The organism is Sphaerotilus sulfidivorans (assembly GCF_013426975.1).
In the GTDB taxonomy this organism is placed as follows: Bacteria; Pseudomonadota; Gammaproteobacteria; order Burkholderiales; family Burkholderiaceae_C; genus Sphaerotilus; species Sphaerotilus sulfidivorans.
This window is the reverse complement of record NZ_JACCPY010000019.1, coordinates 48,362-74,104: the sequence shown is the minus strand read 5'-3', so window position 1 is coordinate 74,104 and position 25,743 is coordinate 48,362. Positions and strand designations below refer to the sequence as shown.

Here is a 25,743-nt window from a genome sequence, read left to right as displayed (position 1 = left end):
TCTGGTCATAGGCCTTGGCCTGACCGCCGAACTTCTTCGACAGAACGGTCGTGATGGCTGCCGTCAGGGTGGTCTTGCCATGGTCGACGTGACCGATGGTGCCGACGTTGACGTGCGGCTTGGTCCGCTCGAACTTTTCCTTTGCCATGTCTGATCTCCAGATCAAAGAACATTGCCGGTGCGTGGTTTTACGTCTCTCGGAGCCCTGAGAGGCCGCCTCCACCGGCAAGGGCGGGCAGGTTCTCCGGAGACAAAAAAGAAGCCGCCACCCCAGAGGGTGGCAGCGGTAGCGCGCAGGATTCTAGCGCGCTTCAGATCACTTGGCGCGAGCGGTGATGATCTGTTCGGCGACGTTGCGCGGAGCTTCGCTGTAGTGCTTGAACTCCATCGTGTAGGTCGCGCGGCCTTGCGTGGCCGAACGCAGCGTGGTCGAGTAGCCGAACATTTCCGACAGCGGGACTTCGGCCTTGATGATCTTGCCACCACCGACCATGTCGTCCATGCCCTGCACCATGCCGCGACGGCTGGACAGATCGCCCATCACCGAGCCGGCGTAGTCTTCCGGGGTCTCGACTTCCACGGCCATCATCGGCTCCAGGATCACCGGCGAGGCCTTGCGGCAGCCGTCCTTGAAGCCGATCGAGGCGGCCATCTTGAACGCGTTTTCGTTCGAGTCCACGTCATGGTACGAACCGAAGGTCAGGGTGACCTTCACGTCGACCACGGGGAAGCCGGCCAGCACGCCGTTCGGCAGCGTGTCGATCAGGCCCTTTTCCACCGCCGGGATGAACTCGCGCGGCACCACGCCGCCCTTGATCGCGTCGACGAAGGTGAAGCCGGTGCCCGGCTCCTGCGGCTCGATCGACAGCACGACGTGACCGTACTGGCCCTTGCCGCCCGACTGGCGCACGAACTTGCCTTCGACGTTCTCGACCTTCGAGCGGATGGTCTCGCGGTACGCGACCTGCGGCTTGCCGACGTTGGCTTCCACGCCGAACTCGCGCTTCATGCGGTCGACGATGATTTCCAGGTGCAGCTCGCCCATGCCCGAGATGATGGTCTGACCCGATTCCTCGTCGGTGCGCACGCGGAACGACGGATCTTCCGCAGCCAGGCGGCCCAGCGCGATGCCCATCTTCTCCTGGTCGGCCTTGGTCTTCGGCTCCACGGCCTGCGAGATCACCGGCTCGGGGAAGACCATCTTTTCCAGCGTGATGATCGCTTCCTGGTCGCACAGGGTCTCGCCGGTGGTCACGTCCTTCAGACCCACGCAGGCGGCGATGTCACCGGCCAGAATTTCCTTGATTTCCTCGCGCTGGTTGGCGTGCATCTGCAGGATGCGGCCGATGCGTTCCTTCTTGCCCTTGATCGGGTTGTAGACGGAAGCGCCCGAGGCCAGAACGCCCGAGTACACGCGCACGAAGGTCAGCTGGCCGACGAACGGGTCGGTCATCAGCTTGAACGCCAGCGCGGAGAACTTCTCCTTGTCGTCGGCCTGACGGGTGACCGGCTGGTCGTCCTCGTCGGTGCCCGAGACCGGGGGAATGTCCACCGGCGACGGCAGGAAGTCGATGACCGCGTCGAGCATGCGCTGCACGCCCTTGTTCTTGAACGCGGTGCCGCACAGCATCGGCTGGATCTCGGTGGCGATGGTGCGGGTGCGGATCGCCAGCTTGATCTCTTCCTCGGTCAGCTCGCCCGACTCGAGGTACTTGTTCATCAGGTCTTCCGACGCTTCGGCGGCGGACTCGACCATCTTCTCGCGCCACTCGTTGGCGACCTCGACGAGGTCTTCCGGAATGTCGGTGTATTCGAACTTCATGCCCTGGGACGCTTCATCCCAGAAGATGGCCTTCATCTTGATCAGGTCGACGACGCCCTTGAAGTTCTCTTCGGCGCCGATGGGGATCACGATGGGAACCGGGTTCGCGCGCAGGCGGGTCTTCATCTGGTCGACGACCTTGAAGAAGTTCGCGCCGGTGCGGTCCATCTTGTTGACGAAGGCCAGACGGGGCACCTTGTACTTGTTGGCCTGGCGCCAGACGGTCTCGGACTGGGGCTGAACGCCGCCGACCGCGCAGTACACCATGCAGGCGCCGTCCAGGACGCGCATCGAGCGCTCGACTTCGATGGTGAAGTCGACGTGTCCGGGGGTGTCGATGATGTTGAAGCGGTGTTCCGGATAGTTCCGGTCCATGCCCTTCCAGAAGCAGGTCGTCGCGGCCGACGTGATGGTGATGCCGCGTTCCTGCTCCTGCTCCATCCAGTCCATCGTGGCCGCGCCGTCGTGGACTTCACCGATCTTGTGGTTCACGCCGGTGTAGTACAGGATGCGCTCGGTCGTGGTGGTCTTGCCGGCGTCGATGTGCGCGGAAATGCCGATGTTGCGGTACCGCTCAATGGGGGTCTGACGAGCCATGTGTCACTCCAGATAGGCAGAAAGCCCCAGACGGCCAGAAGAGGCCGGACGGGGCAGTCAGGGGTCAGTGTCGGGCGGGCCCGATCAGAAACGGAAGTGCGAGAACGCCTTGTTGGCTTCAGCCATGCGGTGCACTTCGTCGCGCTTCTTCATCGCGCCGCCACGGCCTTCGCAGGCCTCGAGCAGCTCGTTGGCCAGACGCTGGGCCATCGACTTCTCGCTGCGCTTGCGGGCCGAGTCCTTCAGCCAGCGCATGGCCAGGGCCATGCGGCGGACGGGACGAACTTCCACGGGAACTTGGTAGTTCGCACCACCGACGCGGCGGCTCTTGACTTCGACGACCGGCTTGACGTTGTTCAGGGCGGTCAGGAAGATTTCCAGCGGGTCCTTGCCCGCCTTCTTCTCGACCTGCTCGAGGGCACCGTAGATGATGCGCTCGGCGACGGCCTTCTTGCCCGATTCCATGATGACGTTCATGAACTTGGACAGATCGACCGATCCGAACTTCGGATCCGGCAGGATCTCGCGCTTGGGTACTTCGCGACGACGAGGCATTTCAATTCCTTTCAGGGCTTCAGCTGGCTGACCTTGCGGTCGCCGGGGATGTCACTTGCAGCCTGGACATCCGCTTACTCGACAGTCATCCGCGCTCCTTGGCGTCGGCATGCTGCCGCGGGGCCCGCCGACACGCCAGCCTGAGGGCGGGCGGTGACGAGTCGATGACGAGTCAGTGAACGATCCGCGAACCGATCACTTCTTCGGGCGCTTCGCACCGTACTTGGAGCGGGACTGCTTGCGATCCTTGACGCCTTGCAGGTCCAGCGAGCCGCGGACGATGTGGTAGCGAACACCCGGCAGATCCTTGACACGGCCGCCGCGCACGAGCACGACGCTGTGTTCCTGCAGGTTGTGGCCTTCACCGCCGATGTACGAGATGACCTCGAAACCGTTGGTCAGGCGCACCTTGGCGACCTTCCGCAGCGCCGAGTTCGGCTTCTTCGGGGTCGTGGTGTAGACGCGGGTGCAGACACCGCGGCGCTGCGGGCAGTTCTGCATCGCAGGCGACTTGGACTTGGTGACCTCGACCTCACGGCCTTGGCGCACCAGCTGGTTGATGGTAGGCATGGGTAACTTGTTCCCGTTTGAAGTTACGACATTCCCGAAAACTTCTTCCGCTGCCGTGCCGCAAGGCGTTTGCCCATGGCAGAGCGCTCGGAAATTTCCGAAAAGCTTTCGATTGTACTCGTCTTGTGGCAGATGCGGCAATGCAGACCGATCTGGCGGGTCATCGCGCAGAATCGGCAGCAGGAGGAGACCCCCGCGATGACCGTCATCACCTGCATCGAGGACCTGCGCCGGCTGGCGCAGCGCCGCGTGCCGCGCATGTTCTACGACTACGCCGACTCCGGCTCCTGGACCGAGTCGACCTACCGCGCCAACGAGGACGACTTCCGCCGCCTGAAGCTGCGCCAGCGCGTCGCGGTCAACATGGACGGTCGCAGCACCGCCACGACGATGATCGGCCAGCCGGTGGCGATGCCGGTGGCGATCGCGCCGACCGGGCTGACCGGCATGCAGCATGCCGACGGCGAGATCCTGGCCGCGCGCGCGGCCGAGAAGTTCGGCGTGCCCTTCACGCTGTCGACGATGAGCATCTGCTCGATCGAGGACGTGGCCGCGGCGACCACGAAGCCCTTCTGGTTCCAGCTCTACGTGATGCGCGACCGCGCCTTCGTCGAGCGGCTGATCGACCGCGCGAAGGCGGCCGGCTGCAGCGCGCTGGTGCTGACGCTGGATCTGCAGATCCTTGGCCAGCGCCACAAGGACCTGAAGAACGGCCTGTCGGCGCCGCCGAAGCTGACGCTGCCCAACCTGCTCGACATGATGAGCAAGCCGCGCTGGTGCCTCGGCATGCTGGGCACGCCACGGCGCGGCTTCGGCAACATCATCGGCCATGTCGAGGGTGTCGACGACATGGGCTCGCTGGGGCAGTGGACCGCGCAGCAGTTCGATCCGCGCCTGAGCTGGGCCGATGTCGAGTGGATCAAGAAGCGCTGGGGCGGGCCGCTGATCCTCAAGGGCGTGATGGAGCCCGAGGACGCGCGCCTGGCGGCCGGCTCCGGCGCCGACGCGCTGGTGGTGTCCAACCACGGCGGGCGCCAGCTCGACGGCGCGCCCAGCTCGATCGAGGCGCTGCCGGCGATCGCCGAGGCGGTCGGCCGCGACATCGAGGTCTGGATGGACGGCGGCATCCGCTGCGGCCAGGACGTGCTCAAGGCGCGGGCGCTGGGCGCGCGCGGCACGATGATCGGCCGCGCCTTTCTCTACGGCCTGGGCGCGATGGGCGAGGCCGGCGTCACGAAGGCGCTGGAGATCCTGCACAGGGAGCTCGACCTGACGATGGCCTTCTGCGGCCACACCGCGATCGACACGGTCGATGCGCGCATCCTGGTTCGCTAGGATGCCGGCTGTCGCCTGAAACCGCCTGGCGCCGTCCGAGGAGAACCGTCCGTGCCCTTCGCCCCGTCGATCGAGGACCTGCGCCAGCTGGCGCAGCGCCGCCTGCCACGCATGTTCTACGACTACATCGACGCCGGCTCGTGGACCGAGCGCACCTACCGCGCCAACACCGAGCGGCTGGCGGCGATCGGTCTGCGCCAGCGCGTCGCCGTCGATCTGGGGGGCCGGCAGATCCGCTCGACGATGCTGGGCCGGCCGGTGGCGATGCCGGTGGCGCTCGGCCCGGCCGGGCTGGCGGGCATCTTCCATCCGGACGGCGAGATCCACGCCGCGCGCGCGGCCGAGAAGTTCGGCGTGCCCTTCGCGCTGTCGACGATGAGCATCTGCTCGATCGAGGATGTGGCCGCGGCGACGCGGTCGCCGTTCTGGTTCCAGCTCTACCTGCTGCGCGACCGCGGCTTCTCGGCCAGCCTGATCGAGCGCGCGAAGGCCGCGCGCTGCTCGGCGCTGATCCTGACCGTCGACGCGCCGCTGCTGGGGCGGCGCTACAAGGACGTGCGCAACGGTCTGTCGACGCCGCCGCAGTTCTGGCGTCCGCGCGTGGCGCTGGACCTGATGCGCCATCCGGCCTGGTGCCTGGGCATGCTGCGCACCCGCCGGCGCACCTTCGGCAACATCGTCGGCCATGCGCCCGGCATCAAGGACCTGTCGACGCTGACGAACTGGAAGAACCTCGAGGTCGATCCGGCGCTGTCCTGGCAGGACGTCGAGTGGGTGATGCGCCAGTGGGGCGGGCCGCTGATCCTCAAGGGCCTGATGGATCCGCAGGACATCGCGCAGGCGGCGCGGCTGGGGGTGGCGGCGGTGGTGGTGTCCAACCACGGCGGGCGCCAGCTCGACGGCGCGCCGGCCACGGTCGAGGTGCTGCCGCGTGCGGTCGAGGCGGCGCGCTCGGTCAGCGCTGCCGGGCAGGCGAGCCCGGAAGTCTGGGTCGACAGCGGCATCCGCTCCGGCCAGGACGTGCTGAAGATGCTGGCGCTGGGCGCACAGGCCACGCTGGTCGGGCGGCCGTGGCTCTACGGCCTGGCCGCGCAGGGCCGCGCCGGCGTCGACCGCTGCCTGCAGATCCTCGCCGAGGACCTGGAGCTGACGATGGCGCTGTGTGGCTGCACCTCGGTCGACCGCATCAGCCCGGCGTTGCTGATGCCGGGTACGCACCCGGTCTGACGCTCGGCGAGGGTGTCGGCAGTGCCGTCGATGCCGGCGCCGGCAGCGGTCCGGGCGGCAAGGGCTGCGACAGGGGCGGCACCGCGCTGTCCAGCGCCGGCATGCGCGCGTAGAAGCTGGCGTTGAGCTGGGTGTGCTCGAGCAGATGGCGCCGGAAGCTGCGGTACAGCGCCTGATCGACCTGGCCGGGATCCTGCCAGAACGCGGCCAGCGGCCCGGCATGGACCAGACCCGGAATGCCGTAGACCGAGTCGCCCAGCGCCATCACCGGCGTGCCGTGGTGCAGCGCCTGCAGGCCGACGGTGCTGTTGATGGTGACCACCCCGAGCGCATGGTCGAGCAGCGTCGGCAGATGCTGGTCGTGCAGGCAGTGCACCCGGCCGTCCAGTCCGAGCCGGTGGCTCAAGGCATCGATCAGCCCGCGGTAGTCGACATAGGCCCGGTCCATCGGATGGTGCTTGATCGCCAGGTGCAGGTCGGGCGCGGCCTGGGTGGCGAAGGAGACCATCACCTCCTCGATGAAGTCTTCCATGCCGGCGAAGCGCGAGTGATGGCGGATCTGGCTGTCGTCATGCACCTGCAGCGGCACCAGGAACCAGCGCTGCGACAGCGGTGTGCTGCACAGCCGCTGCTGCAGGCCGCGCTCGCGCCAGGCGTGCAGCGGCTTGCGCAGGCCGCCGGTGAACCAGCGCCAGCCCTCGCCGACCGGATCGAGCGAGCGGTGATGGACCCGGTTCGGATAGCGCCAGTGGCGCAGCAGCGCCGCCAGGTAGTAGCGCATCGCCAGCCCCGCGGTGCGCCCGATGCGCTGGTCGGTCGGCATTGGTGCGGGCAGCCGCTGCAGCTCGGCCTCCGGCGGGTGCTGGGCGTAGAAGCTGGCCGCACGCGGCAGCCGCGACAGGGCGTTGACGCCCCGGCGCTCGATCGTCACATGGTCGGGGCGCAGATAGCCTTCCTCGAGCACGAAGACCTCGATGCCCAGCTCGCGCGCGACCTGCCGGGCGATGCAGTGCACCGGGCGCATCTGGCCGAACAGCACGATCGCGTCGATGTGGCGGGCGCGCACCAGCGTGCGCAGCCAGCCGTCGAGCGACTCGATCCGGCCCGTGAAGCGCAGTGCGTCGGGATGGCGCCAGAACAGCTCGTCGCCGCCGTTGAAATGCACCTTGGTGACACTCTGGCCCTGCTGCTGCAGCACCTGCGCCAGCCGGTCGAAGAACCAGCCGATCGGGCCCTGCAGCATCAGCGTGCGGCGGTGCCTGGCCAGGGCACGCAGGGCGGTCGGCCAGACCGCCGGAGCGGTGGCGTCGGCCTCGGGGGCGGGCGGTGACGTGGGGGCGGGCATCGGCGGGATCAGGCTCGGCAGTCTCTGCCGAGATTTCAGCGCAGACCTCGCGGTGGGAAAGGCGGGATAAGTGCGTCGCCCGGCGGCCAATCCCGTTCATGCCTCCCCGGGCATGAGGGGTGACGCTCAGCGCCCGAGCAGCCGTGCCAGCGTGCCCAGCAGCTTCAGCCGCAGCTGGCGGCGCAGGCGCTGCAGCCGCTCGCCGCGGGTGGTCGGCGTGTCGCGCCACTCGATCAGCTCGCGCAGCGCCCGCTCCGGCGTGGTGAAGGCGCCCGAGCGGCGGCTGACATAGGTCGGATAGAGGATCAGCGCCGCGGCGACCAGCTCGTCGAGCTGCAGCCGGCGCTGGCGCCGACGCAGCGCGGGCGAGTCGGGCGGTGCGCGGTCGTCGGTCAGGCCCCAGCCGGCGTAGAAGGGCAGGCCCCAGGTGATGACCTCGCGCCCGCGCAGCAGCGCCTCGAAGCCGGCCAGCGAGGTCATCACATGCACCGCGTCGACCTGGTCGAGCAGCCGGTGCATCGGTGCCGTCGTGACCACCTCGTCGCAGTCGCGGCCCGGAACCACCCGGTCGCGCTCGCCGCGGCGCAGGCCGGCGAGCACGTCCGGATGCGGCTTGTAGACCAGCCAGGCCTCGGGCTCGGCGCGGCGCGCCGCTGCCAGCAGCGCGGCGTTGTCGCGCACCTGCGCGCAGCCCCAGCGGATCGAGGCATCGGTCTCGACCTGGCCGGGCACCAGCACCACCCGGCGCGCGCCCTCGGGCCGGCGCCAGTCGCCCTGGCCGACGTTGTATTTCGTGAGTCCCGCCTGGATCAGCGCCTGGCGCAGGATGGCGGCGCGCCGGCGCAGCGGCTCGTCGAAGGCGTGGTGCTGCAGCAGCTGCTCGAGCCGGCTCGGGCGGCTGGCATCGAAGTGCAGCCCGAGGTCATCGACGATCCACGACAGCGGCCGCACCAGCTCGGCGCCCAGGCCGACCGAGCGCACGAAGCCGTCCTCCAGCCGCAGCACCGGCGTGCCCGGCTGCAGGCCCGGCAGATCGCGCCGGCCCCAGACCGCCACCGCCCGCGCCGGGTCGAGCTGCTGCGGCTGGCGCACCGGCTCGACCCGGCTTCCCTGCAGGAAGGCCTGCACGATCGGCCGCTTCCAGCGCGAGAAGCCCAGCGCCTGCACCTGCGCCGGCCAGCGGGCGCGCATGCGCCGCTGCAGCGCCAGGTGCTCGATCAGCCGCTCGGGCTCGCAGCGCCGGCCGGTCTCGGGGTCGAGATGGCGCGGATGCTCGATCAGCGCGGCATGGACCAGATCGGCCAGCGTGCGCGGCTGGCCGCGCCGGCGCGCCGGCGTCGGCAGGTGGTCCTCGGTCAGGCCCCAGCCGGCGTAGAAGGGCAGGCCGAAGCAGCGCACCGGGCGGCCGTGCAGCAGCGCCTCGAAGCCCATCTGCGAGCTGACGACATAGACCGCGCGGCAGACCTCGAGCAGCGCCGGCGGATGCACGTCGCCGGCGATCAGCGTGACCCGCGCCGAGGTGGCCGCGCTCAGCGCCTCGAAATGGCCGCGACGCCGCTCGGCGATCACGTCCGGATGCACCTTCAGCCAGACCGGCGCGTGCGGATGCTCGTCGAGCGCGGCCTCGAGCAGGCGCGGGAAGCTGGTCGCGTCGGCGCCGCTGCCGGCGATCGAGGCGTCGCCGGCGGTCTGGTCGATCACCAGCACCGGCGCGCGGGCCGCCTCGTGGCGCAGTGCCCCGGGCAGGCCGTCGCGCACGGGGTTGTACTTCGACACCCGCGCCTCGACCCACTGCTGCTGCAGCGCCAGCGCCCGTGCGATCGCCGCGCCGTCGCGCGGCTGCAGGATCTGCTGCTCCAGCCGCGAAGGCCGGTGCGGGTCGTAGTGGATGCCGCCGAGATCGTCGACCACGATGGACAGCGGCGGGCAGCGGCTGCCCAGCTCGACCGAGCGCAGGAAGCCGTCCTCGACGCGGATCAGCGGCAGGCCGTGGCGCGCGGCGAAGGTCTCGGCCACCTCGGCGCTGGGGCGGTGGCCCCAGGCCATGACCGCGGCGACGTCGGCGGGTGCGCGCCGGTCGACCAGGCGCCATTCCGGCAGCATCGCCGCCAGTGTCGGCACGCGGCGCAGGCCGGCGGTCAGGCGCGCCAGGCCGGGACGCGGGTCGTGGGCGCCCTGCGCAGGCCGCAGGCGATCGGCGAAGGTCACGGACCGCTGGTCTCGAGCGCGGAATCGGGCACGGTCAGGGGGGCGGGAGCCGGTGCGCTCCAGCCGGGCTCCTGGCTGAGCAGCTGCACCACGCCGCAGACCTGCTGGCGAGCGTCGAGCGCGACCAGCGCATGGATGCGCAGCTCGCGCATCCAGCTCTCCGCCTCGGCCAGCCGGGTGTCGGCGTCGACGGTGCGCGGGCGGGCGCTCATGATGTCGGCGGCGGTCAGATTCATCGGGTTGGTGTGGCGCTCGAAGGCGCGGCGGATGTCGCCGTCGGTGATGATGCCCGCCAGCGCGGCCGGCGTGCCCACCAGCACCAGGCCCAGCCGGCCGCGGGTGATCGCCTGCACCACCTCGCGGAAGCTGGCGCTCTCGGCGCAGAAGGGCAGGCGCTCGCGCTGCATCACGTCGGACACGCGGGTGAGCAGGCGCCGGCCCAGGCTGCCGCCGGGGTGGAAGCGCGCGAAGTCCTCCGGCCGGAAGCCCTTGAGCACCGACAGCGTGACCGCCAGCGCGTCGCCCATCACCAGCGTCGCGGTGGTGGAGCTGGTCGGCGCCAGGTTGTTCGAGCAGGCCTCGCACTCGACGCCGATGTCGAGCACCACGTCGGCCGCGCGCCCGATCGCCGAGTCGGCCCGGCCGGTCATCGCCACCAGCGCATTGCCCTGCTGCTGCAGGAAGGGCAGCAGCCGCACCAGCTCGTCGGTCTCGCCGCTGTTGGAGATCAGCAGCACGACATCCTCCGGCAGGATCATGCCGAGGTCGCCGTGAAAGGCCTCGCCGGGATGCACGAAGAAGGCCGCGGTGCCGGTCGAGGCCATCGTCGCGGCGATCTTGCGCCCGATGTGGCCGGACTTGCCCATGCCGCAGACGATGACGCGGCGCGGGCAGCGCAGGATCAGCTCGACCGCACGCTCGAACTCGGGCCCGAGCCGGGCGGACATGGCCGAGAGCGCGTCGATTTCCATCGCGATGACGCGGCGGGCGTGGGTGAGGATGGTCAGTGTGTTCATGGAAGGCGCATCCAGGTGTGGGCGGTGCTCAGTCATGCCTGATCGACCAGCCGATGGCCTTGAGCATTGGATGTTTCGAGTCCCGCATGAACATGATCGGATTGCTGCGGAACTTGCGGAACTTGCGGATCAGGGGAGGGACCTCCTGTTCCGGCTCGCTGCGGACCAGTTGCAGCGCGGGCTGACCTGATGTTGCGGCGACTGGTGAAGGTGGCTTGGCCGCCGGTGTGCCGGCTGGCTTGGCTGCCGCGGGCTTGGCGGCAATGGCAGGCTTTGTCACTGTGGCGGGCTTGGCTGCTGCTGCAGGCAGGCGTCGCAGGTTGCCGTCCAGGCCTCGATAGCGGTCGAACAGGATGGACTTGTCTGCGATTTCCACCTGCTGGCGCTGCTCGATGTGCAGGTGAGGGCATCCGGGAACACGCACGACCCGGTAGTCGATGGCTGTGGTGGCGGTCATCAGTGCACCCTCCTTCCACGCCACGCGACGGGTCTTGAAGCGTGCGAAGGAATAGAACTCGAAAACCAGGTAATGCAGAAACTGCAGCACGGACTCCCGGTCTGGCCGCACATGCTGCAGCGCGTGCAGCACGTCCTCATGCGTGGTGACCTGGTGGGCCAGACCCGGATGCCCGTAGAAGGCCTGACCTGCATGCAGCACCAGCTTCTGATGAAGCAGCCCGAGCAGCCCGACGCCTGAATTGATCAGCAGCAGCGCATCACAGGCCTCGATCAGATCATCGACATGGGACTCGTCCGCGAAGATCACCCCGGGCAGATCCGGGCTCTCGACTTCCAGCGGATGGCGCTTGACGACGATCGTCCAGTGGGCCGGCAGCGTGTGCACCAGTCGCCTCACCAGCCGCAGGAAGTTGTCGTAGCTCTCGATCGGGCCGGCCAGGTGGGTGATCACCGTGTCGCTCGGACGTTGCAGCGGCACGAACAGGATCTTGCTTCCTGGAAAGATGTTCAGTCGCCGGCGCAGTGCCGCTGCACCGATGCGATCGGGCTGATCCTCCAGGCTTGCCCCCTGTGCCTTGTGGTCACGGATGTATTGGCAGATTGCGTCTTCCTCTCGTTCGTCGAGCAGTCTGCGCCAGCGTTCCGGGGCATAGCTGGTGCTTTCCCCGTTGAACCCGCCGTCGTCGAAGAACACCGAATCTGGCAGGGCCCCGCGCTCGCAGATCAGGAAGGGGATGCCGGCCTGGCGCACGGCTCGGTAGATGCCTTCCATCGTTGCGCTGGCATAGGGGTTGTGGAAGACGACCCGATCGATGCGCAGATCCCTGACCTGTTCGATGAAGGACTCGGGCGTGAACATCTCTTCGTCCACCAGCGTGATCTCGCCCAGCAGTGGCGCGACCCACCGGTTGTAGACCCAGGGATTGGTGCGGAAGATGACGGACCGGCCACGCTCGGGCATGGGCAGTGGAGGAGGTTCCTCGCCGGTTGCCTTGAACGCGGCCAGCTTGGCCTCGAAGAGCTTGCGGTTGCGATCCTTGGCCCGGGCGTAGGCGCTGGCCTGCTCGACCGGATGCCAGGCATGGAACATGACCAAGCCTTTCTGGAAGGTCATGTCGCCGAACAGCCGGTACACCGACTTCCAGCCCCGGTATTCCCCGATCGTCTGGAAGTTGCGGTAGTCCAGCGGAAATTCCTCCGGCAGCGGGAAGCGGTTGGCTCTGCGAATGGCCCGGCACATGTATTCGATGTCTTCGTAGCCCCAGCCTGCGAAGTCGGGGTCGTTGCCACCGGTGGCGAGAAAATAGTGGCGGTTCCAGACGGTCACGGAGGTTCCGGTCGAGAATTTCTCGATGCGTGAGGTGTCCGCTTCCATCAGATATTGGACAAACCGGCTGCGGCGCAGATCGACCCGGGTGTCCAGATACTCCTGGGTCGCCTCGGGGCTCAGATAGATCACCCCGAACATCAGGAAGCGCTCCGCGAACTGGTCCAGGCGCTGCACCTCGATTTCCAGAAGCACATTGCGATAGAAGTCAGGCACCGGCATCAGGTCGATGTCCTGGAACATCACATGGCGCCCGTGCGCTGCCTGAACGCCGGCATTGCGCGCCCGGCCGATCGAGAATGGCGCGGTCTCCGAGTCGATGCGCAGGTAGCGCAGTCCCAGGTCGGTACATTTCTGTCGCAGCCGTCGACCCATCGCGGCCGGGGATCCGTCATCGACGACGAGCACCTCGGTGCAGGCGGGACGCGTCGTGTCATGGAGGATGAACGACAGTCGTTCGATGGCATCGCTGCGCTCTGGAGCGCAGCGCACCGGGATGATGATCGTCAAGGCGACGTCCGCAAGAGTGGGTGCCGAGGCTGTCATGAGGGGTTCCGCGCTGTCGTCGTGCATGGAGATTCGCCTTGTCGAATGGTTGATCAGAGTCCCAGCGCCACCTTCGCCACCACCGCGATCTGGTAGAGCACCTGCGTGATGCCGCGCGCCACCTCGACCCGCTTGGTCTCGGCCCTGGGCAGCACCATCAGCTCGTCGCCGGGCTCCGGGACGATGTCGCTGCGGGTTTCGACGACGGTGCCGTTGCGCCTGAGCAGCAGCACCCGGCTGGTGTCGGCCTGCTGGGACGGGCCGCCGGCCAGGCGGATGTAGTCGTCGACGCGGCGTGCCGGGTCGTGGCCGATGGCCATCGGGAACAGCACCTCGCCATGCACCGCCACCTGGGCCGAGCGCTCGGGCACGAACAGGGTGTCGCCGTCCTCCAGCGGGGTGTCGCCGGCGCGGGTCGGGTCGGGCAGCACCAGCTGGCCGCGCGGCTCGATCTGGCGGGCGCGGCCCGTGAACTGCAGCACCAGCTCGGCCTCGCGGCCGCGCAGCTGGGCTTCCTCGTTGGTGGCCGAGCGGGCGGTCAGGGCCTGCGCCTCCAGCCGGTCGAGCGCCTGGCCGAGCATCTCCTTCTGGCGCTGCGCGATCGAGCGGCGCTGCAGCTGCAGCGCGGCCAGATCGGCCAGCGGCGCCGGCCGCAGCCGTGCCAGCGCGTCCGACAGCCGCGCGCCGTAGGGCAGCACGACGGTGCGCTCGCCGCGATGCGCGCCCTCGATGCGCACCAGGATGGTCCCGGGCATGCGGTCGGCGGTGAAGCTGACCTCGTCGCCGTCGTCCAGCAGCACCGCGCCGGCCTCGGCCAGCGGGTGATATTCGCTGCGGCGCTCGGGGCCGCGCTGGCGCACCACCGCCATGTGGGTCGCGCCGGGGCGCGGGCGGGCCAGCGCCATCAGCGCCGCACCGTGCAGGCGCGGGCCGTCGAACTCGAAGGCGCAGGCGTTGGCCGCCTCGCCGCTGACCTTCACGCTGGCGCGGCGCGGTGCCACCAGCAGCGTGTCGCCGTCCTGCAGCTGCAGCGGCTCGATGCGGCCCTCGAGCAGGAAGCGGTAGAGATCGATGCGCCCGCGCAGCTCGCCGGCGCGCAGCAGCTCGACCGCCAGGAAGCTGCCGCGCTCCGGATCGATCCCGCCGGCCAGATCGAGGTAGCGCAGCACCGAGTCCGACGACAGTCCGCCATACAGGCCGGGCTGGCGCACGAAGCCGGTCACATAGACCTTGACCGGCTGCGCCGCCTCCAGGCTGGCATAGCTGTGCACATTGGCGCGGTAGGTGCGCCGGACCTGCTCGCGCACCACCGCGTCCAGCTCGGCATTGCGCACGCCTTGCACCCGCACCGGGCCGATGCTCGGCAGGAAGAGATGGCCGCGCGGATCGACCGCCTGGGTCGCGTCGAGGCTGAAGGCGCCCCACAGCCGCAGCGTCACCCGATCGCCCGGCGCGATGCGGTAGTCCGGATTGAAGCCGCCGAGCGACTGCTGCGCGAAGCGCCCGCCGAAGAGCTGGCTGCCGAAGACCGGCGCGCAGCCGGCGGCGGTCGGCTGCGGTGGCGTCGATGTGGCGGATGGAGCGGGTGCGGGCGTCTGCGCGCCGGCGCCCGGCGGCGTCAGCAGCAGCGTCATCGTGACCAGTAGCGCGGGCAGGGTGACAGGCAGGAGATTGCGGTTCATGGGCTTCTCGCTGGCGGTGCTGTTTCGGTCAGACCCGGTCAGGCCGGTCAGTCCCGGTGTTCCTGGACGGTGGCCACCGTCAGGCGCACGATGCCGTAGAGCACCACGCAGCTCAGCAGCAGCGTCAGCAGGCTGGCGGCGGCATGCGGATACTCGGCGCGCTCGGGCCGGGTGGGGGGCTCGATCACGACCAGGTTGCGGACCTTGCGGCCTGCCTCGATGCGCATCGCCTCGACCGAGCCGAGCGCGCTGCGCTGGCGCGCCTCGGCCAGCGCATGGCGCGCCTTGAGCTCGTGGAACTCGGCGGCGAGGCGGTGCAGTGCCTGCGCGCTGTCCGGCTGGCGGCCCGCGCGGGTGGCCAGGCGCGACTCGCGCTCGATCTGCAGCCGCAGCGCCGCGACCTGCGCGCGCAGCGTCACCAGTTCGGCCGCATCTGGATTCAGGTAGCTCTGCTTGGTGCTCAGCTCCGACTCGAGCCGCGCCAGCTGGGCGCGCAGCTCGGCCGCCAGCGCGCCGCTGGCCTGGGCATCGGCCAGCGGGTCGATCACCTGGTGGCGGGCCTGGAAGTCCAGCAGCTCGGCGCGTGCGCTGGCCAGCGCCTGCTCGGCACGCTCGAGCTCGCGCTGCGCGAAGCCCATCTGCTCCGAGGCGATGCGCTGCGAGATCGTGTTGACGAAGCGCTCCGACTCGGCCAGCAGCGCGGCGTTGAGCTGCTGCGCCATCACCGGGTCGAAGGCCTGCACCTGCACCGTCAGCAGGCCGCTGACCTCGTCCAGGCGCACCGAGGTGCGGGCGCGCCAGTAGTCGGCCAGATCCTCGCGCAGGCTGTCGGGCCCGAGCCGGTAGAGCAGGTCGTGTTTCGGAGCACCGTAGTGCGCACGCAGCCCGAAGCGGGCGTCGAGCTGATGCAGCAGGCCTTCCGAGAGCATGTAGTCGCGCAGCAGCCGCACATCTTCCTGGGCCGCACCGCCTGCACCGCCCAGCAGCATCGCCAGGCCACCCGCGCCGGTGGGCTCGTCATGGGCGCGGCGCACCGTCAGCACCGAGGTGCTGACATGGCGGTCCTGCGCCATCAGGCCGAAGTAGACCGAAGCCAGCAGCATCGGCATGCCGATCAGCAGCAGTGCCAGCCGGGCCGGTGTCAGCAGGCGGCCGAGGCGGGGCGTGGCGCGGGTGGCACTCATGCTGCTCATGCTGCTTCTCCGTGGGCGGCGGCGGGCGTGCGGGCGCGTTCGCGCGACAGCTGCTGGTAGGCGGCGATGCCCTCGCGCACGCTGTCGTGCAGCGTCGGCGCCGCGCCGGGGCGCAGCAGCACCACCCGCTGGCACAGCTTCGCGATCTCGTCCATGTTGTGGCTGGTGTAGATGAGCCGGGCGCGACCGAGCCGCGTCTCCAGCAGCTGGCGCGACTTGGCGCGGAAGGCCGCGTCACCGACCGCGGTGACCTCGTCGATCAGGTAGGTGTCGAAGTCGAAGGCCATCGCCAGGCCGAACATCAGCCGCGAGCGCATGCCCGAGGAGTAGCCCTTGACTGGCAGGTCGAAGGCCTCGCCGATGCCGGCGAAGTCCTCGACGAAGGCCTCGCGCTCGCGCAGCTCGGCGCGATCGCTGGCGTGAATGCGGCAGACGAAGCGCACGTTGTCGCGCCCGGTCAGCGAGCCCTGCAGTCCGCCGGCCAGGCCGATCGGCCAGGAGATGCGCTCGTCGGTCAGGATGCGGCCGCGATCGGGCCGCTCCAGGCCGCCGAGCAGGCGCATCAGCGTCGACTTGCCGGCGCCGTTCGGCCCGATCAGGCCGATGCTCAGTCCGTCCGGCACCGACAGGCTGAAGTCGCGGAACACCGGACGCGGCCCCGACCGTCCGGGATAGCTCTTGCACAGGCCGACGATCTCCAGCATGGTCAGGCCACCTGAAGCCGGTCGCCGCGCAGCTGCAGCAGGGCCAGCGCCAGCAGCGTGGCCAGGCCGGTCCAGACCAGCGGCAGCGTCAGGCCGATGCCCTGGGGCGCGGCATAGACCGGACCGAACAGCGCGATGCGGATCGACTCGATCAGATGCGGCAGCGGGCTGAGCAGCAGCCACTCCCGCAGGCCCTGCGGCAGGTGCGCCAGCGGCACGATCGCGCCGGAGCCGAGGTAGAGCGGCATGAAGGCCATTTTCAGCACCGGCCGCAGCAGCGCCAGCGCGCCATGCGTGCCGACGGCCGCCAGCAGCCCGCCCGCCAGCCCCAGCAGCGTCAGCAGCAGCAGCGCCAGCAGCAGCCCGAGCGGGTCGTGCGGCAGCAGGCCGTGGCCTGCCCAGGCCGCGCCCGGCAGGATCAGCAGCGCCATGCCGCCGAAGATCGCCAGCTCCACCCCGGCGCGGGCCAGCACCGCGTCGACCGGCCGCACCTGCCGGTAGGCGAACAGGCCCAGGTTGGCGTCGATGCTCTCCATCAGCCGCAGCACCAGCGAGCGCAGCAGCATGAACGACAGCTGCCCGCTCAGCAGGAACAGCACCGTGTCGACGCCGGCGATCTCGCGGGTGCGCATCAGCGTGTAGAGCGCCAGCATCAGCAGCGCGCCGGCCAGCGGCTCGCCGATCACCCACAGCGCGGTGGTCCAGCGGCCGTCGAGCCGGGTCTTGAGTTCGCGCAGGAACAGCGCGAACAGCACGTCGCGCATCACGCCCCAGGCGCTGCGGCGCGGGCGGGAGACGGGGTGCGGACGGGTCTGGGACAGCATGGGACCGATGCTAGGCAGCCCCTCGCCGGACTTAAGTGCAAAAAGAATGTGCATCGCCGGCCAGATCGGCGGTCGTGCGTGCCGGTGGCGGGCGATGCACGGACCCGGCGGGGCAGTCCGCAGTGATGGCTGGTGCAAAAGCCGCTGTTCCGTTTGCTGAATGTCCGGGCTCGAACCGATAAATCCGCGGTGCCGGCCAGGGATGCGGACGGGGGGTCCGTGCCGCAGGCGTCGGTCATGACCTTACGAGCAGTTCAAGATGAGCAACCTGATCCACCGGCTGCGCCTGTCGCACAAGTTCGGCCTGCTGGCGCTGCTGGGCGCGCTGATGCTGGCCCCACCGATGACCTACTACATCGTGGATGCGCACAGCGAGCTCAGTTACACCCGGCGTGAAGTCGCGGGCCTGCAGCCCTCCGCAGCCTTGCTCAAGCTGATCCGGCTGACCCAGCAGCATCGCGGCCTGACCGCCACCGTGCTCGGCGGCAAGGCGGAGGCCGAGGGCCAGCGCGCCGAGCGCCAGCGCGAGGTCGACCAGGCGCTGGGCGAGTTCGCCGCGCTGGCCGCCGGCATCGAGGATCCGAAAGTCGCCGAGGGCTGGCAGCAGGTGCAGCAGCAGTGGAAGACGCTGTCCGCCCAGGTCGCGCAGCGGCAGATGGCGGCCCCCGCAAGCTTTGCCGGGCATTCCGCGCTGGTCGAACTGCAGCTGGATCTGCATGGCCGCATCGTCTCGCACTACGGCCTGGATCTGGACTCCGAGCCGGTTTCCTACCATCTGGTGATCGCGACGATGACGCAGCTGCCGCAGCTCACCGAGCAGCTCGGCAAGCTGCGCGGCAGCGGTGCCGGCATCCTGGCGCGCGGGCAGGCCACGGTGGCCGACCGGGCGATGCTCGGCGGCCTGAGCGAGTCGGCGCGTGGCGAGATGCACCGGCTGCTGACCACGCTGGAGCGTGCGCTCGAGCATGATCCGGCGCTGCGCGAGCGCATGGCCGGCCCGATCGAGCAGGCACGCGCCGGGGTGGAGCGCACCCGCGAGATGCTGCGCACCGATCTGATCGAGGCCGAGGCGCTGACCCTGCCCTCGGCCGAGTATTTCCAGGCGACCACGAAGGCGATCGACCAGGTCTTTGCGGTGCATGGCCTGGCGTCGGAGGCGCTGGCCGGTGCGCTGCAGGCCCGCACCGCCCGGCTGCAGCGCACCGAGTGGCTGGTGATCGGTCTGTCGGTGCTGATGGTGGGCCTGTGCGGTCTGCTGGCCCGCTCGATCGTGCGCTCGATCCTGCAGGCCACCGACGATGCGCGCCGTATGGCCGAGCGCATCGCCGCCGGCGACCTCTCGCCGGAGCCCTTGCGTGTCAGCGAGGACGAGCTTGGTCGCATGGTACAGGCGATGGAGGCGATGCGCCTGTCGCTGACCGAGGTGGTCGGCACGGTGCGCGAGAACGCGGTCAGCGTTGCCGCCGCCAGCGCGCAGATCGCGCAGGGCAACATCGACCTGAGTTCGCGCACCGAGCAGCAGGCCGCGGCGCTGCAGCAGACCGCAGCGACGATGGACCAGCTCGGCTCGACCGTGAGCCACAACGCCGACCATGCCCGCGAGGCCGACGGCCTGGCCCGGGAGGCCTCCACGCTGGCCTCGCGCGGCGGCGAGATGGTGTCGCAGGTGGTCGGCACGATGGGCGGCATCAGCGAGGCCTCGCGCAAGATCGGCGACATCATCGGCGTGATCGACTCGATCGCGTTCCAGACCAACATCCTGGCGCTGAACGCGGCGGTCGAGGCCGCCCGTGCCGGCGAGCAGGGCCGCGGCTTCGCGGTGGTCGCCACCGAGGTGCGCAACCTCGCGCAGCGCTCTGCCGAGGCTGCACGCGAGATCAAGGCGCTGATCTCGACCAGCGTCGAGCGCGTCGAGCAGGGCGTCTCGCTGGTCGACCAGACCGGCCGCTCGGTCGGCGAGGTGGTGGCGTCGATCCGCCGCGTCAGCGACATCGTCGCGCAGATCAGCGCCGCCAGCGCCGAGCAGAGCACCGGCGTGGCCCAGGTCGGTCAGGCCGTCACCCAGATGGACCGCGCCACGCAGCAGAACGCCGCGCTGGTCGAGCAGTCGGCGGCCGCCGCCGGCACGCTCAAGTCCCAGGCCGAGCAGCTGGTGGACGCGGTGGCGCGCTTTCGCGTCGCCGCCTGAGCCTGGCCGGGCGGCCGCTCAGCGCGGCTGCAGCCACGGCCGGTCGTGCTCGGCCAGGAAGGCCTCGCCTTCCTCCAGGATGAAGTAGCGCAGCGCCTCGGCCGCCGGCGACAGCAGGCGCGACTGCAGGTGCACCACGTTCCAGGTGCGGATCACCGGCGCATGGCCGACCTCGACCAGCGCGAGTTCGCCCGCGCGCAGCTCCAGCCCGAGCGTGTGCAGCGACAGGAAGCTCAGGCCCATGCCGGCCATGACCGCCTGCTTGAGCGTCTCGTTGCTGGGCATTTCCATCGCGATGCGCGGCGTGACGCGGTGCTCGTCGAGAAAGCGGTCCATCAGCGCACGCGTGCCCGAGCCGCGCTCGCGCACCACCATCGGCCAGACGCCGAGCGCCTCGGGCGCGACGTGGTCGGCGCGCAGCACCGGATGGCCCGGCGGCGCGACGAAGACATGCGGATGCGCCGCGAAGGGCTCGGCGCGGCAGACCAGCTCGCGCGGTGGCCGCCCCATGATCGCCAGATCGACCTCGCCGGCCTCGAGCAGCCGCACCAGCTCCTCGCGGCTGGCGCTCACGCGCAGGCGCAGCTCGATGCCCGGGTGCTCGTCGCGGAAGCGCGCCAGCAGCCGCGGCACGAAGTACTTCGCGGTGGCCACCAGCCCGACCGCCAGCTGCCCGGTGTCGAGATGGCGCAGCCGCGCCATCGCCACCTCGGCGTCCTTCAGCGTCGCCAGCACCCGGCGCGCGTAGACCAGGAAGTACTCGCCGCCGGTGGTCAGCGAGACCTTGCGGCCCTGGCGATCGAACAGCGGCAGGCCGATCGCCTCCTCCAGCTCCTTGACCTGCATCGTCACCGCCGGCGGCGTCAGGTGCAGCTGCTCGGCCGCGCGCACGAAGCTGAGGTGGCGCGCCACCTCGGCGAAGACGCGCAGCTGGCGCAGGGTCAGGTTCTTCATGGATTCTTCAATGATTCAGGAATCCTGAATCGAGAGCCAACAAGACATGAATTTACCTGAGTGATCCGTCTTCCTACAGTGGGGCCATCCCATCCCCACGACAGGAGACATGCATGAACCAGCCCGTCGAACCCGGCCTCGTCACCGACGCGAAGAAGCGCTACAGCGCCGGCGTCCTCAAGTACCGCCAGATGGGCTACTGGGACGCCGACTACGTCCCGAAGGACACCGACACGCTGTGCCTGTTCCGCATCACGCCGCAGGACGGCGTCGATCCGATCGAGGCCGCCGCCGCCGTGGCCGGTGAAAGCTCCACCGCCACCTGGACCGTGGTCTGGACCGACCGCCTGACCGCCTGCGACAGCTACCGCGCCAAGGCCTATCGGGTCGAGCCGGTGCCGGGCCGGCCGGGCGAGTGGTTGGCCTGGGTCGCCTACGACATCATCCTGTTCGAGGAAGGCTCGATCGCCAACATCACCGCCAGCCTGATCGGCAACGTCTTCAGCTTCAAGCCGCTGAAGGCGGCCCGGCTGGAGGACATCCGCGTGCCAGTGGCGCTGGTCAAGACCTTCAAGGGTCCGCCGACCGGGCTGGTGGTCGAGCGCGAGCGCTTGGACAAGTTCGGCCGCCCGCTGCTGGGCGCCACCACCAAGCCCAAGCTGGGCCTGTCCGGGCGCAACTACGGCCGCGTGATCTACGAGGGCCTGAAGGGCGGCCTCGACTTCATGAAGGACGACGAGAACATCAACTCGCAGCCCTTCATGCACTGGCGCGACCGCTTCCTCTACGTGATGGACGGCGTCAACAAGGCCAGCGCCGCCACCGGCGAGGTCAAGGGCAGCTACCTCAATGTGACCGGCGCGACGATGGAGGACATCTACGAGCGCGCCGAGTTCGCCAAGGAGCTGGGCTCGGTGGTGATCATGGTCGACCTGATCACCGGCTGGAGCGCGATCCAGTCCATCGCCAACTGGGCGCGCCGGAACGACATGATCGTCCACATGCACCGCGCCGGCCACGGCACCTACACGCGGCAGAAGAACCACGGCGTGAGCTTCCGGGTGATGGCCAAGTGGCTGCGCCTGGCCGGTGTCGACCACCTGCACACCGGCACGGCGGTCGGCAAGCTCGAAGGCGATCCGATGACGGTGCAGGGCTACTACAACGTCTGCCGCGACAGCTACACGAAGCAGGACCTGCCGCGCGGCCTGTTCTTCGACCAGGACTGGTGCGACATGCGCAAGGTCATGCCGGTGGCCTCGGGCGGCATCCACGCCGGCCAGATGCACCAGCTCATCGACCTGTTCGGCGACGACGTGATCCTGCAGTTCGGCGGCGGCACGATCGGCCACCCGGCCGGCATCCAGGCCGGTGCGGTGGCCAACCGCGTGGCGCTGGAGTGCATGGTCAAGGCCCGCAACGAGGGCCGCGACATCCGCCACGAAGGTCCGGAGATCCTGCGTGCCGCTGCCCGCTTCTGCACGCCGCTGCAGCAGGCGCTCGACACCTGGGGCGACATCTCCTTCAACTACGCCTCGACCGACACCAGCGATTTCGCCGTGACGCCCGCCACCGCCTGATATCGCCTGATCCCGCCTGAGGAGCCCCCACCATGATGACCAACCCCACCGGCCGCCTGACCCAGGGCCAGTTCAGCTTCCTGCCCGACCTGACGGACGACGAGATCCGCGCCCAGATCCAGTACGGCCTGGACCGCGGCTACGCCTGGAGCGTCGAATACACCGACGACCCGCACCCGCGCAACACCTACTGGGAAATGCACGGCCTGCCGATGTTCGACCTGCAGGACGCCGCCGGCGTGATGACCGAGCTGCAGCAGTGCCGCGCCGCCTTTCCCGGCCACTACATCCGCATGATGGCCTTCGACTCGACCCGTGGCGTCGAGTCGATCACGATGAGCTTCATCGTCCACCGGCCGGCGAACGAGCCCGGCTTCGGCCTGGTGCGGCAGGAGACGAGCGGGCGCACGCTGCGCTACACGGTGCGCGGCTACGGAGCCGACCGCCCCGAGGGCGAGCGCCACGCCCGCGCGGGCTGACGCGTCCGCCGCCCGCAGTCCGCAGGAGCCCCGCGATGAACCGCCCGCTCTACGCCATTCCCGGGCAGACGTCCGGCCCGTCCCGCGCCGCCGGGACGCCCGACCTGCCGCAGACGTCGCCGACGCCGGACAGCCCGGCCGCCACCGCGCCGCGCACCGTCGGCGAGGTGCTGGCGCAGAGCCAGGTCGAGGCGGTGTTCGACGAGCTGGAGCACGATCTGGTCGGCCTGCGCCCGGTCAAGCAGCGCATCCGCGACATCGCCGCGCTGCTGGTGATCGACCGGCTGCGCGCCGGCGTCGGTCTGGCCGCGCAGGCGCCGAGCCTGCACATGAGCTTCACCGGCAATCCCGGCACCGGCAAGACCACGGTGGCGCTGCGCATGGCGCAGATCCTTCACCGGCTCGGCTACATCCGCAAGGGCCATCTGGTGGCGGTGACACGCGACGACCTGGTCGGCCAGTACATCGGCCACACCGCGCCGAAGACGCGCGAGATCCTGAAGAAGGCGATGGGCGGCGTGCTCTTCATCGACGAGGCCTACTACCTCTACCGCCCGGAGAACGAGCGCGACTACGGCCAGGAGGCGATCGAGATCCTGCTGCAGGTGATGGAGAACCAGCGCGACGACCTGGTGGTGATCGTGGCCGGCTACCGCGACCGCATGGACACCTTCTTCCAGTCCAACCCGGGCCTGAGCAGCCGCATCGCGCATCACCTGGACTTTCCCGACTATGGCGCCGACGAGCTGCTGGCGATCGCCGACCGGATGCTGGCGGCGCAGCACTACCGCTTCGGCGCCGGCGCGCGCGAGACCTTCGCGCGCTATCTCGACCTGCGGCTGCGCCAGCCGCACTTCGCCAACGCGCGCAGCGTGCGCAACGCGCTCGACCGCGCGCGGCTGCGCCAGGCCAGCCGGCTGTTCGCCGAGCGCGACCGCGTGCTTGACGCGGCGCTGCTGGGCACGCTGGAGCCCGCCGACATCGCCGCGAGCCGGGTGTTCGCGGCCGCCCCGGGCTGAAGCGCCCCGAGCACATCCCCAAGCACAAGACCGATCCCTCGAGGAGACGAGCATGCCCCACACCGCCCCGTCCGGCGCCCCCCGCCCGCCGACGACGCTGACCCAGTACCTGATCGAGGAGCGCCGCCGCTTTCCGCAGGCCAGCGGCGCGCTCAACGCGCTGATCCTCGATGTCGCGCTGGCGTGCAAGGCGATCGCGCGCGAGGTCGCGCTGGGCCGGCTCGGCGTGTCCGGTGCCGGCGCGGCGACCGCCGGGCCGGCGGCGGCCGCTGCGATCAACGTGCAGGGCGAGGAGCAGAAGCCGCTGGACATCTTCGCCAACGAGGTCTTCCTGCGCCGCAACGAGGCCTCGGGCGGCGTGTCGGGCATGGCCTCGGAGGAGCTGGAGACGCCGTGGCCGGTGCCGCGCCCGGCCGCCGGGCCGCGCGGCAAGTACCTGCTGGTGTTCGACCCGCTCGACGGCTCGAGCAATCTCGATGTCGACATGACGGTGGGCTCGATCTTCTCGATCCTGCGCGCGCCGCAGGATCTGCTCGACAGCGATCACGAGGTGACCGAGGCCGACTTCCTGCAGCCCGGCGCGGCGCAGATCGCCGCCGGCTACGCGCTGTACGGGCCGGCGACGATGCTGGTGCTGAGCGTGGGCAATGGCGTGGCCGGCTTCACGCTCGACCCGAACCTGGGCGAGTTCATGCTGACCCACCCCGACATCCGGGTGCCTGCGCAGACCCGCGAGTTCGCGATCAACGCCAGCAACAGCCGCTTCTGGGAGCCGCCGGTCAAGCGCTATGTCGACGAGTGCCTGGCCGGCACCAGCGGCCCGCGCGGCAAGGACTTCAACATGCGCTGGATTGCCAGCATGGTGGCCGAGGCGCACCGCATCCTGATGCGCGGCGGCATCTTCCTCTACCCGCGCGACACCCGCGACCCGAACCGTGCCGGGCGGCTGCGCCTGCTCTACGAGGCCGCGCCGGTCGGCTTCCTGATCGAGCAGGCGGGCGGGCGCGCCTCGACCGGACGCCAGCCGGTGCTGGGCGTGCGCCCCAGCGGCCTGCACCAGCGCATCGGCCTGGTCTTCGGCTCGCGCGAGGAGGTCGAGCGCATCGAGCGCTACCACCGCGAGCCCGACCGCGACATCGCGCTGAACCCGCTGTTCGCCGAGCGCGGCCTGTTCCGCTGACACGACGACACGACGACACGAACAACGCCTTCCAGGAGACCTCCGCCATGTCCGAGCGACATCCCATCATCGCCATCACCGGCTCGTCCGGCGCGGGCACCAGTTCGGTGACGCGCACCTTCGAGAACATCTTCCGCCGCGAGCAGATCCGCGCCGCGATCATCGAGGGCGACAGCTTCCACCGCCACGACCGCGCCGCGATGCGCGCCCGCCAGACCGAGGCCGAGCGCGACGGCAACCGCCACTTCAGCCACTTCGGCCCGGAGAACAATCTCTTCCCGGAGCTGGAGCAGCTCTTCCGCAGCTACGGCGAGACCGGCACCGGCATGCGCCGGCGCTATCTGCACGATCCGGTCGAGGCCGCGCCCCATGGCCAGGAGCCCGGCACCTTCACGCCGTGGGAGTCGCTGCCCGAGGGCACCGACCTGCTGTTCTACGAGGGCCTGCACGGCGCGGTGGTGACGCAGGAGGTGAACATCGCGCGGCACCCGGACCTGCTGATCGGCGTGGTGCCGGTGATCAACCTCGAGTGGATCCAGAAGCTCTGGCGCGACAAGAACGTGCGCGGCTACTCGGCCGAGGCGGTGACCGACACCATCCTGCGCCGCATGCCCGACTATGTGCACTACATCTGCCCGCAGTTCGCGCACACGCATGTCAACTTCCAGCGCGTGCCGGTGGTCGACACCTCCAACCCCTTCATCGCGCGCGACATTCCGACGCCGGCCGAGAGCCTGTGCGTGATCCGCTTCGCCAACCCGAAGGGCATCGACTTTCCCTACCTGCTGAACATGATCGACGACTCGTTCATGTCGCGGGCCAACACCGTCGTCGTGCCCGGCGGCAAGATGGAGCTGGCGATGCAGCTGATCTTCACGCCCTTCATCTGGCGGATGATGGAACGGCGCCGTCGTGCGCTCAACGCGCTGTGAG

General features: G+C 69.7%; 21 protein-coding genes. 8 read left to right on the top strand and 13 right to left on the bottom strand.

All coding sequences use genetic code 11. From position 1 onward, the window contains the following. From HZU84_RS12600 to rpsL, 4 genes are all read right to left on the bottom strand, one after another. Positions 1 to 148 (bottom strand): GTP-binding protein (locus tag HZU84_RS12600; protein WP_257644598.1); only part of this gene is annotated, 148 nt, incomplete at its 3' end. A 168-nt stretch (positions 149 to 316) separates the two neighbouring features. Then, positions 317 to 2,419 (bottom strand): elongation factor G, encoded by a 2,103-nt coding sequence (fusA, locus tag HZU84_RS12595; protein ID WP_149504660.1) that lies wholly within the window; start codon positions 2,417 to 2,419, stop codon positions 317 to 319. 84 nt (positions 2,420 to 2,503) lie between these two features. After that, positions 2,504 to 2,974 (bottom strand): 30S ribosomal protein S7, encoded by a 471-nt coding sequence (gene rpsG, locus HZU84_RS12590; protein WP_037481100.1) that lies wholly within the window; start codon positions 2,972 to 2,974, stop codon positions 2,504 to 2,506. Positions 2,975 to 3,169: 195 nt separating this feature from the next. After that, positions 3,170 to 3,544 carry a 30S ribosomal protein S12 gene (gene rpsL, locus HZU84_RS12585; protein ID WP_037481101.1) on the bottom strand — a complete coding sequence of 125 codons (375 nt, stop codon included), beginning with the start codon at positions 3,542 to 3,544 and terminating at the stop codon, positions 3,170 to 3,172. Positions 3,545 to 3,742: 198 nt separating this feature from the next. Between rpsL and HZU84_RS12580 the strand changes: the two genes are divergently transcribed. Both HZU84_RS12580 and HZU84_RS12575 read left to right on the top strand, forming a co-directional pair. Continuing rightward, positions 3,743 to 4,879, top strand: coding sequence for an alpha-hydroxy acid oxidase (locus tag HZU84_RS12580; RefSeq protein ID WP_149504659.1), 1,137 nt, complete (start codon positions 3,743 to 3,745; stop codon positions 4,877 to 4,879). A 111-nt stretch (positions 4,880 to 4,990) separates the two neighbouring features. Next, positions 4,991 to 6,106 (top strand): alpha-hydroxy acid oxidase, encoded by a 1,116-nt coding sequence (locus HZU84_RS12575; RefSeq protein ID WP_149505363.1) that lies wholly within the window; start codon positions 4,991 to 4,993, stop codon positions 6,104 to 6,106. Here HZU84_RS12575 and HZU84_RS12570 read toward each other — a convergent pair. The 8 genes from HZU84_RS12570 to HZU84_RS12535 form a co-directional block, all read right to left on the bottom strand. Further along, a complete protein-coding gene (locus HZU84_RS12570) occupies positions 6,066 to 7,451 on the bottom strand; it encodes a capsule biosynthesis protein (RefSeq protein ID WP_149504658.1) in 1,386 nt (461 codons plus the stop codon). The two genes, HZU84_RS12575 and HZU84_RS12570, sit on opposite strands and share 41 nt — an antisense overlap. 126 nt (positions 7,452 to 7,577) lie before the next feature. Beyond that, entirely contained in the window at positions 7,578 to 9,659 is a 2,082-nt protein-coding gene (locus HZU84_RS12565; RefSeq protein WP_244954338.1) for a capsular polysaccharide biosynthesis protein, read from the bottom strand. Next, the gene (locus tag HZU84_RS12560; RefSeq protein ID WP_149504657.1) at positions 9,656 to 10,675 is read right to left on the bottom strand and encodes a KpsF/GutQ family sugar-phosphate isomerase; all 1,020 of its coding nucleotides are present in this window, start codon (positions 10,673 to 10,675) and stop codon (positions 9,656 to 9,658) included. The genes HZU84_RS12565 and HZU84_RS12560 overlap by 4 nt, the downstream gene beginning before the upstream one ends. Before the next feature lie 28 nt (positions 10,676 to 10,703). Then, entirely contained in the window at positions 10,704 to 13,034 is a 2,331-nt protein-coding gene (locus HZU84_RS12555; RefSeq protein ID WP_149504656.1) for a capsular polysaccharide export protein, LipB/KpsS family, read from the bottom strand. A 26-nt stretch (positions 13,035 to 13,060) separates the two neighbouring features. Then, positions 13,061 to 14,689, bottom strand: a complete 1,629-nt coding sequence (locus HZU84_RS12550) for a polysaccharide biosynthesis/export family protein (protein WP_149504655.1) — start codon at positions 14,687 to 14,689, stop codon at positions 13,061 to 13,063. A 47-nt stretch (positions 14,690 to 14,736) separates the two neighbouring features. Next, the gene (locus HZU84_RS12545) at positions 14,737 to 15,882 is read right to left on the bottom strand and encodes a KpsE/RkpR family capsule polysaccharide export protein (RefSeq protein WP_244954337.1); all 1,146 of its coding nucleotides are present in this window, start codon (positions 15,880 to 15,882) and stop codon (positions 14,737 to 14,739) included. Beyond that, positions 15,879 to 16,586 carry an ABC transporter ATP-binding protein gene (locus HZU84_RS12540; protein ID WP_149504654.1) on the bottom strand — a complete coding sequence of 236 codons (708 nt, stop codon included), beginning with the start codon at positions 16,584 to 16,586 and terminating at the stop codon, positions 15,879 to 15,881. The genes HZU84_RS12545 and HZU84_RS12540 overlap by 4 nt, the downstream gene beginning before the upstream one ends. A gap of 2 nt (positions 16,587 to 16,588) precedes the next feature. Continuing rightward, on the bottom strand, positions 16,589 to 17,410 hold the full coding sequence (locus HZU84_RS12535; RefSeq protein ID WP_180692936.1) for an ABC transporter permease: 822 nt from the start codon (positions 17,408 to 17,410) through the stop codon (positions 16,589 to 16,591). Between the two features lie 259 nt (positions 17,411 to 17,669). Here HZU84_RS12535 and HZU84_RS20985 point away from each other — a divergent pair, with 259 nt between their 5' ends. Beyond that, complete coding sequence (locus tag HZU84_RS20985; RefSeq protein ID WP_149504652.1) at positions 17,670 to 19,598, top strand: methyl-accepting chemotaxis protein; 1,929 nt, start codon at positions 17,670 to 17,672, stop codon at positions 19,596 to 19,598. Between the two features lie 18 nt (positions 19,599 to 19,616). Here HZU84_RS20985 and HZU84_RS12525 read toward each other — a convergent pair whose 3' ends face one another. Beyond that, positions 19,617 to 20,552 carry a LysR family transcriptional regulator gene (locus HZU84_RS12525; protein ID WP_149504651.1) on the bottom strand — a complete coding sequence of 312 codons (936 nt, stop codon included), beginning with the start codon at positions 20,550 to 20,552 and terminating at the stop codon, positions 19,617 to 19,619. Between the two features lie 113 nt (positions 20,553 to 20,665). On the opposite strand from HZU84_RS12525, the gene HZU84_RS12520 reads away from it, so the two are divergent. From HZU84_RS12520 to HZU84_RS12500, 5 genes are read left to right on the top strand one after another with little or no spacing between them, the layout of a single operon-like run. Further along, complete coding sequence (locus HZU84_RS12520) at positions 20,666 to 22,132, top strand: form I ribulose bisphosphate carboxylase large subunit (RefSeq protein ID WP_149504650.1); 1,467 nt, start codon at positions 20,666 to 20,668, stop codon at positions 22,130 to 22,132. Positions 22,133 to 22,164: 32 nt separating this feature from the next. Beyond that, a complete protein-coding gene (locus HZU84_RS12515; protein ID WP_149504649.1) occupies positions 22,165 to 22,611 on the top strand; it encodes a ribulose bisphosphate carboxylase small subunit in 447 nt (148 codons plus the stop codon). Between the two features lie 35 nt (positions 22,612 to 22,646). Next, the gene (cbbX, locus tag HZU84_RS12510) at positions 22,647 to 23,630 is read left to right on the top strand and encodes a CbbX protein (protein WP_149504648.1); all 984 of its coding nucleotides are present in this window, start codon (positions 22,647 to 22,649) and stop codon (positions 23,628 to 23,630) included. Positions 23,631 to 23,682: 52 nt separating this feature from the next. Beyond that, positions 23,683 to 24,810, top strand: coding sequence for a class 1 fructose-bisphosphatase (locus tag HZU84_RS12505; RefSeq protein ID WP_149504647.1), 1,128 nt, complete (start codon positions 23,683 to 23,685; stop codon positions 24,808 to 24,810). Positions 24,811 to 24,857: 47 nt separating this feature from the next. Then, positions 24,858 to 25,742 (top strand): phosphoribulokinase, encoded by an 885-nt coding sequence (locus HZU84_RS12500; protein WP_149504646.1) that lies wholly within the window; start codon positions 24,858 to 24,860, stop codon positions 25,740 to 25,742. The last annotated feature ends 1 nt before the right edge of the window (position 25,743 follow it).

What these genes read in the sequence shown, in the direction of transcription:
- fusA (WP_149504660.1), bottom strand. Translation starts at nt 2,419, where the DNA reads ATGGCTCGTCAGACCCCCATTGAGCGGTACCGCAACATCGGCATTTCC.
- rpsG (WP_037481100.1), bottom strand. Translation starts at nt 2,974, where the DNA reads ATGCCTCGTCGTCGCGAAGTACCCAAGCGCGAGATCCTGCCGGATCCG.
- rpsL (WP_037481101.1), bottom strand. Translation starts at nt 3,544, where the DNA reads ATGCCTACCATCAACCAGCTGGTGCGCCAAGGCCGTGAGGTCGAGGTC.
- HZU84_RS12580 (WP_149504659.1), top strand. Translation starts at nt 3,743, where the DNA reads ATGACCGTCATCACCTGCATCGAGGACCTGCGCCGGCTGGCGCAGCGC.
- HZU84_RS12575 (WP_149505363.1), top strand. Translation starts at nt 4,991, where the DNA reads ATGTTCTACGACTACATCGACGCCGGCTCGTGGACCGAGCGCACCTAC.
- HZU84_RS12570 (WP_149504658.1), bottom strand. Translation starts at nt 7,451, where the DNA reads ATGCCCGCCCCCACGTCACCGCCCGCCCCCGAGGCCGACGCCACCGCT.
- HZU84_RS12560 (WP_149504657.1), bottom strand. Translation starts at nt 10,675, where the DNA reads ATGAACACACTGACCATCCTCACCCACGCCCGCCGCGTCATCGCGATG.
- HZU84_RS12555 (WP_149504656.1), bottom strand. Translation starts at nt 13,034, where the DNA reads ATGCACGACGACAGCGCGGAACCCCTCATGACAGCCTCGGCACCCACT.
- HZU84_RS12550 (WP_149504655.1), bottom strand. Translation starts at nt 14,689, where the DNA reads ATGAACCGCAATCTCCTGCCTGTCACCCTGCCCGCGCTACTGGTCACG.
- HZU84_RS12545 (WP_244954337.1), bottom strand. Translation starts at nt 15,882, where the DNA reads ATGAGCAGCATGAGTGCCACCCGCGCCACGCCCCGCCTCGGCCGCCTG.
- HZU84_RS12540 (WP_149504654.1), bottom strand. Translation starts at nt 16,586, where the DNA reads ATGCTGGAGATCGTCGGCCTGTGCAAGAGCTATCCCGGACGGTCGGGG.
- HZU84_RS12535 (WP_180692936.1), bottom strand. Translation starts at nt 17,410, where the DNA reads ATGCTGTCCCAGACCCGTCCGCACCCCGTCTCCCGCCCGCGCCGCAGC.
- HZU84_RS20985 (WP_149504652.1), top strand. Translation starts at nt 17,670, where the DNA reads ATGAGCAACCTGATCCACCGGCTGCGCCTGTCGCACAAGTTCGGCCTG.
- HZU84_RS12525 (WP_149504651.1), bottom strand. Translation starts at nt 20,552, where the DNA reads ATGAAGAACCTGACCCTGCGCCAGCTGCGCGTCTTCGCCGAGGTGGCG.
- HZU84_RS12520 (WP_149504650.1), top strand. Translation starts at nt 20,666, where the DNA reads ATGAACCAGCCCGTCGAACCCGGCCTCGTCACCGACGCGAAGAAGCGC.
- HZU84_RS12515 (WP_149504649.1), top strand. Translation starts at nt 22,165, where the DNA reads ATGATGACCAACCCCACCGGCCGCCTGACCCAGGGCCAGTTCAGCTTC.
- cbbX (WP_149504648.1), top strand. Translation starts at nt 22,647, where the DNA reads ATGAACCGCCCGCTCTACGCCATTCCCGGGCAGACGTCCGGCCCGTCC.
- HZU84_RS12505 (WP_149504647.1), top strand. Translation starts at nt 23,683, where the DNA reads ATGCCCCACACCGCCCCGTCCGGCGCCCCCCGCCCGCCGACGACGCTG.
- HZU84_RS12500 (WP_149504646.1), top strand. Translation starts at nt 24,858, where the DNA reads ATGTCCGAGCGACATCCCATCATCGCCATCACCGGCTCGTCCGGCGCG.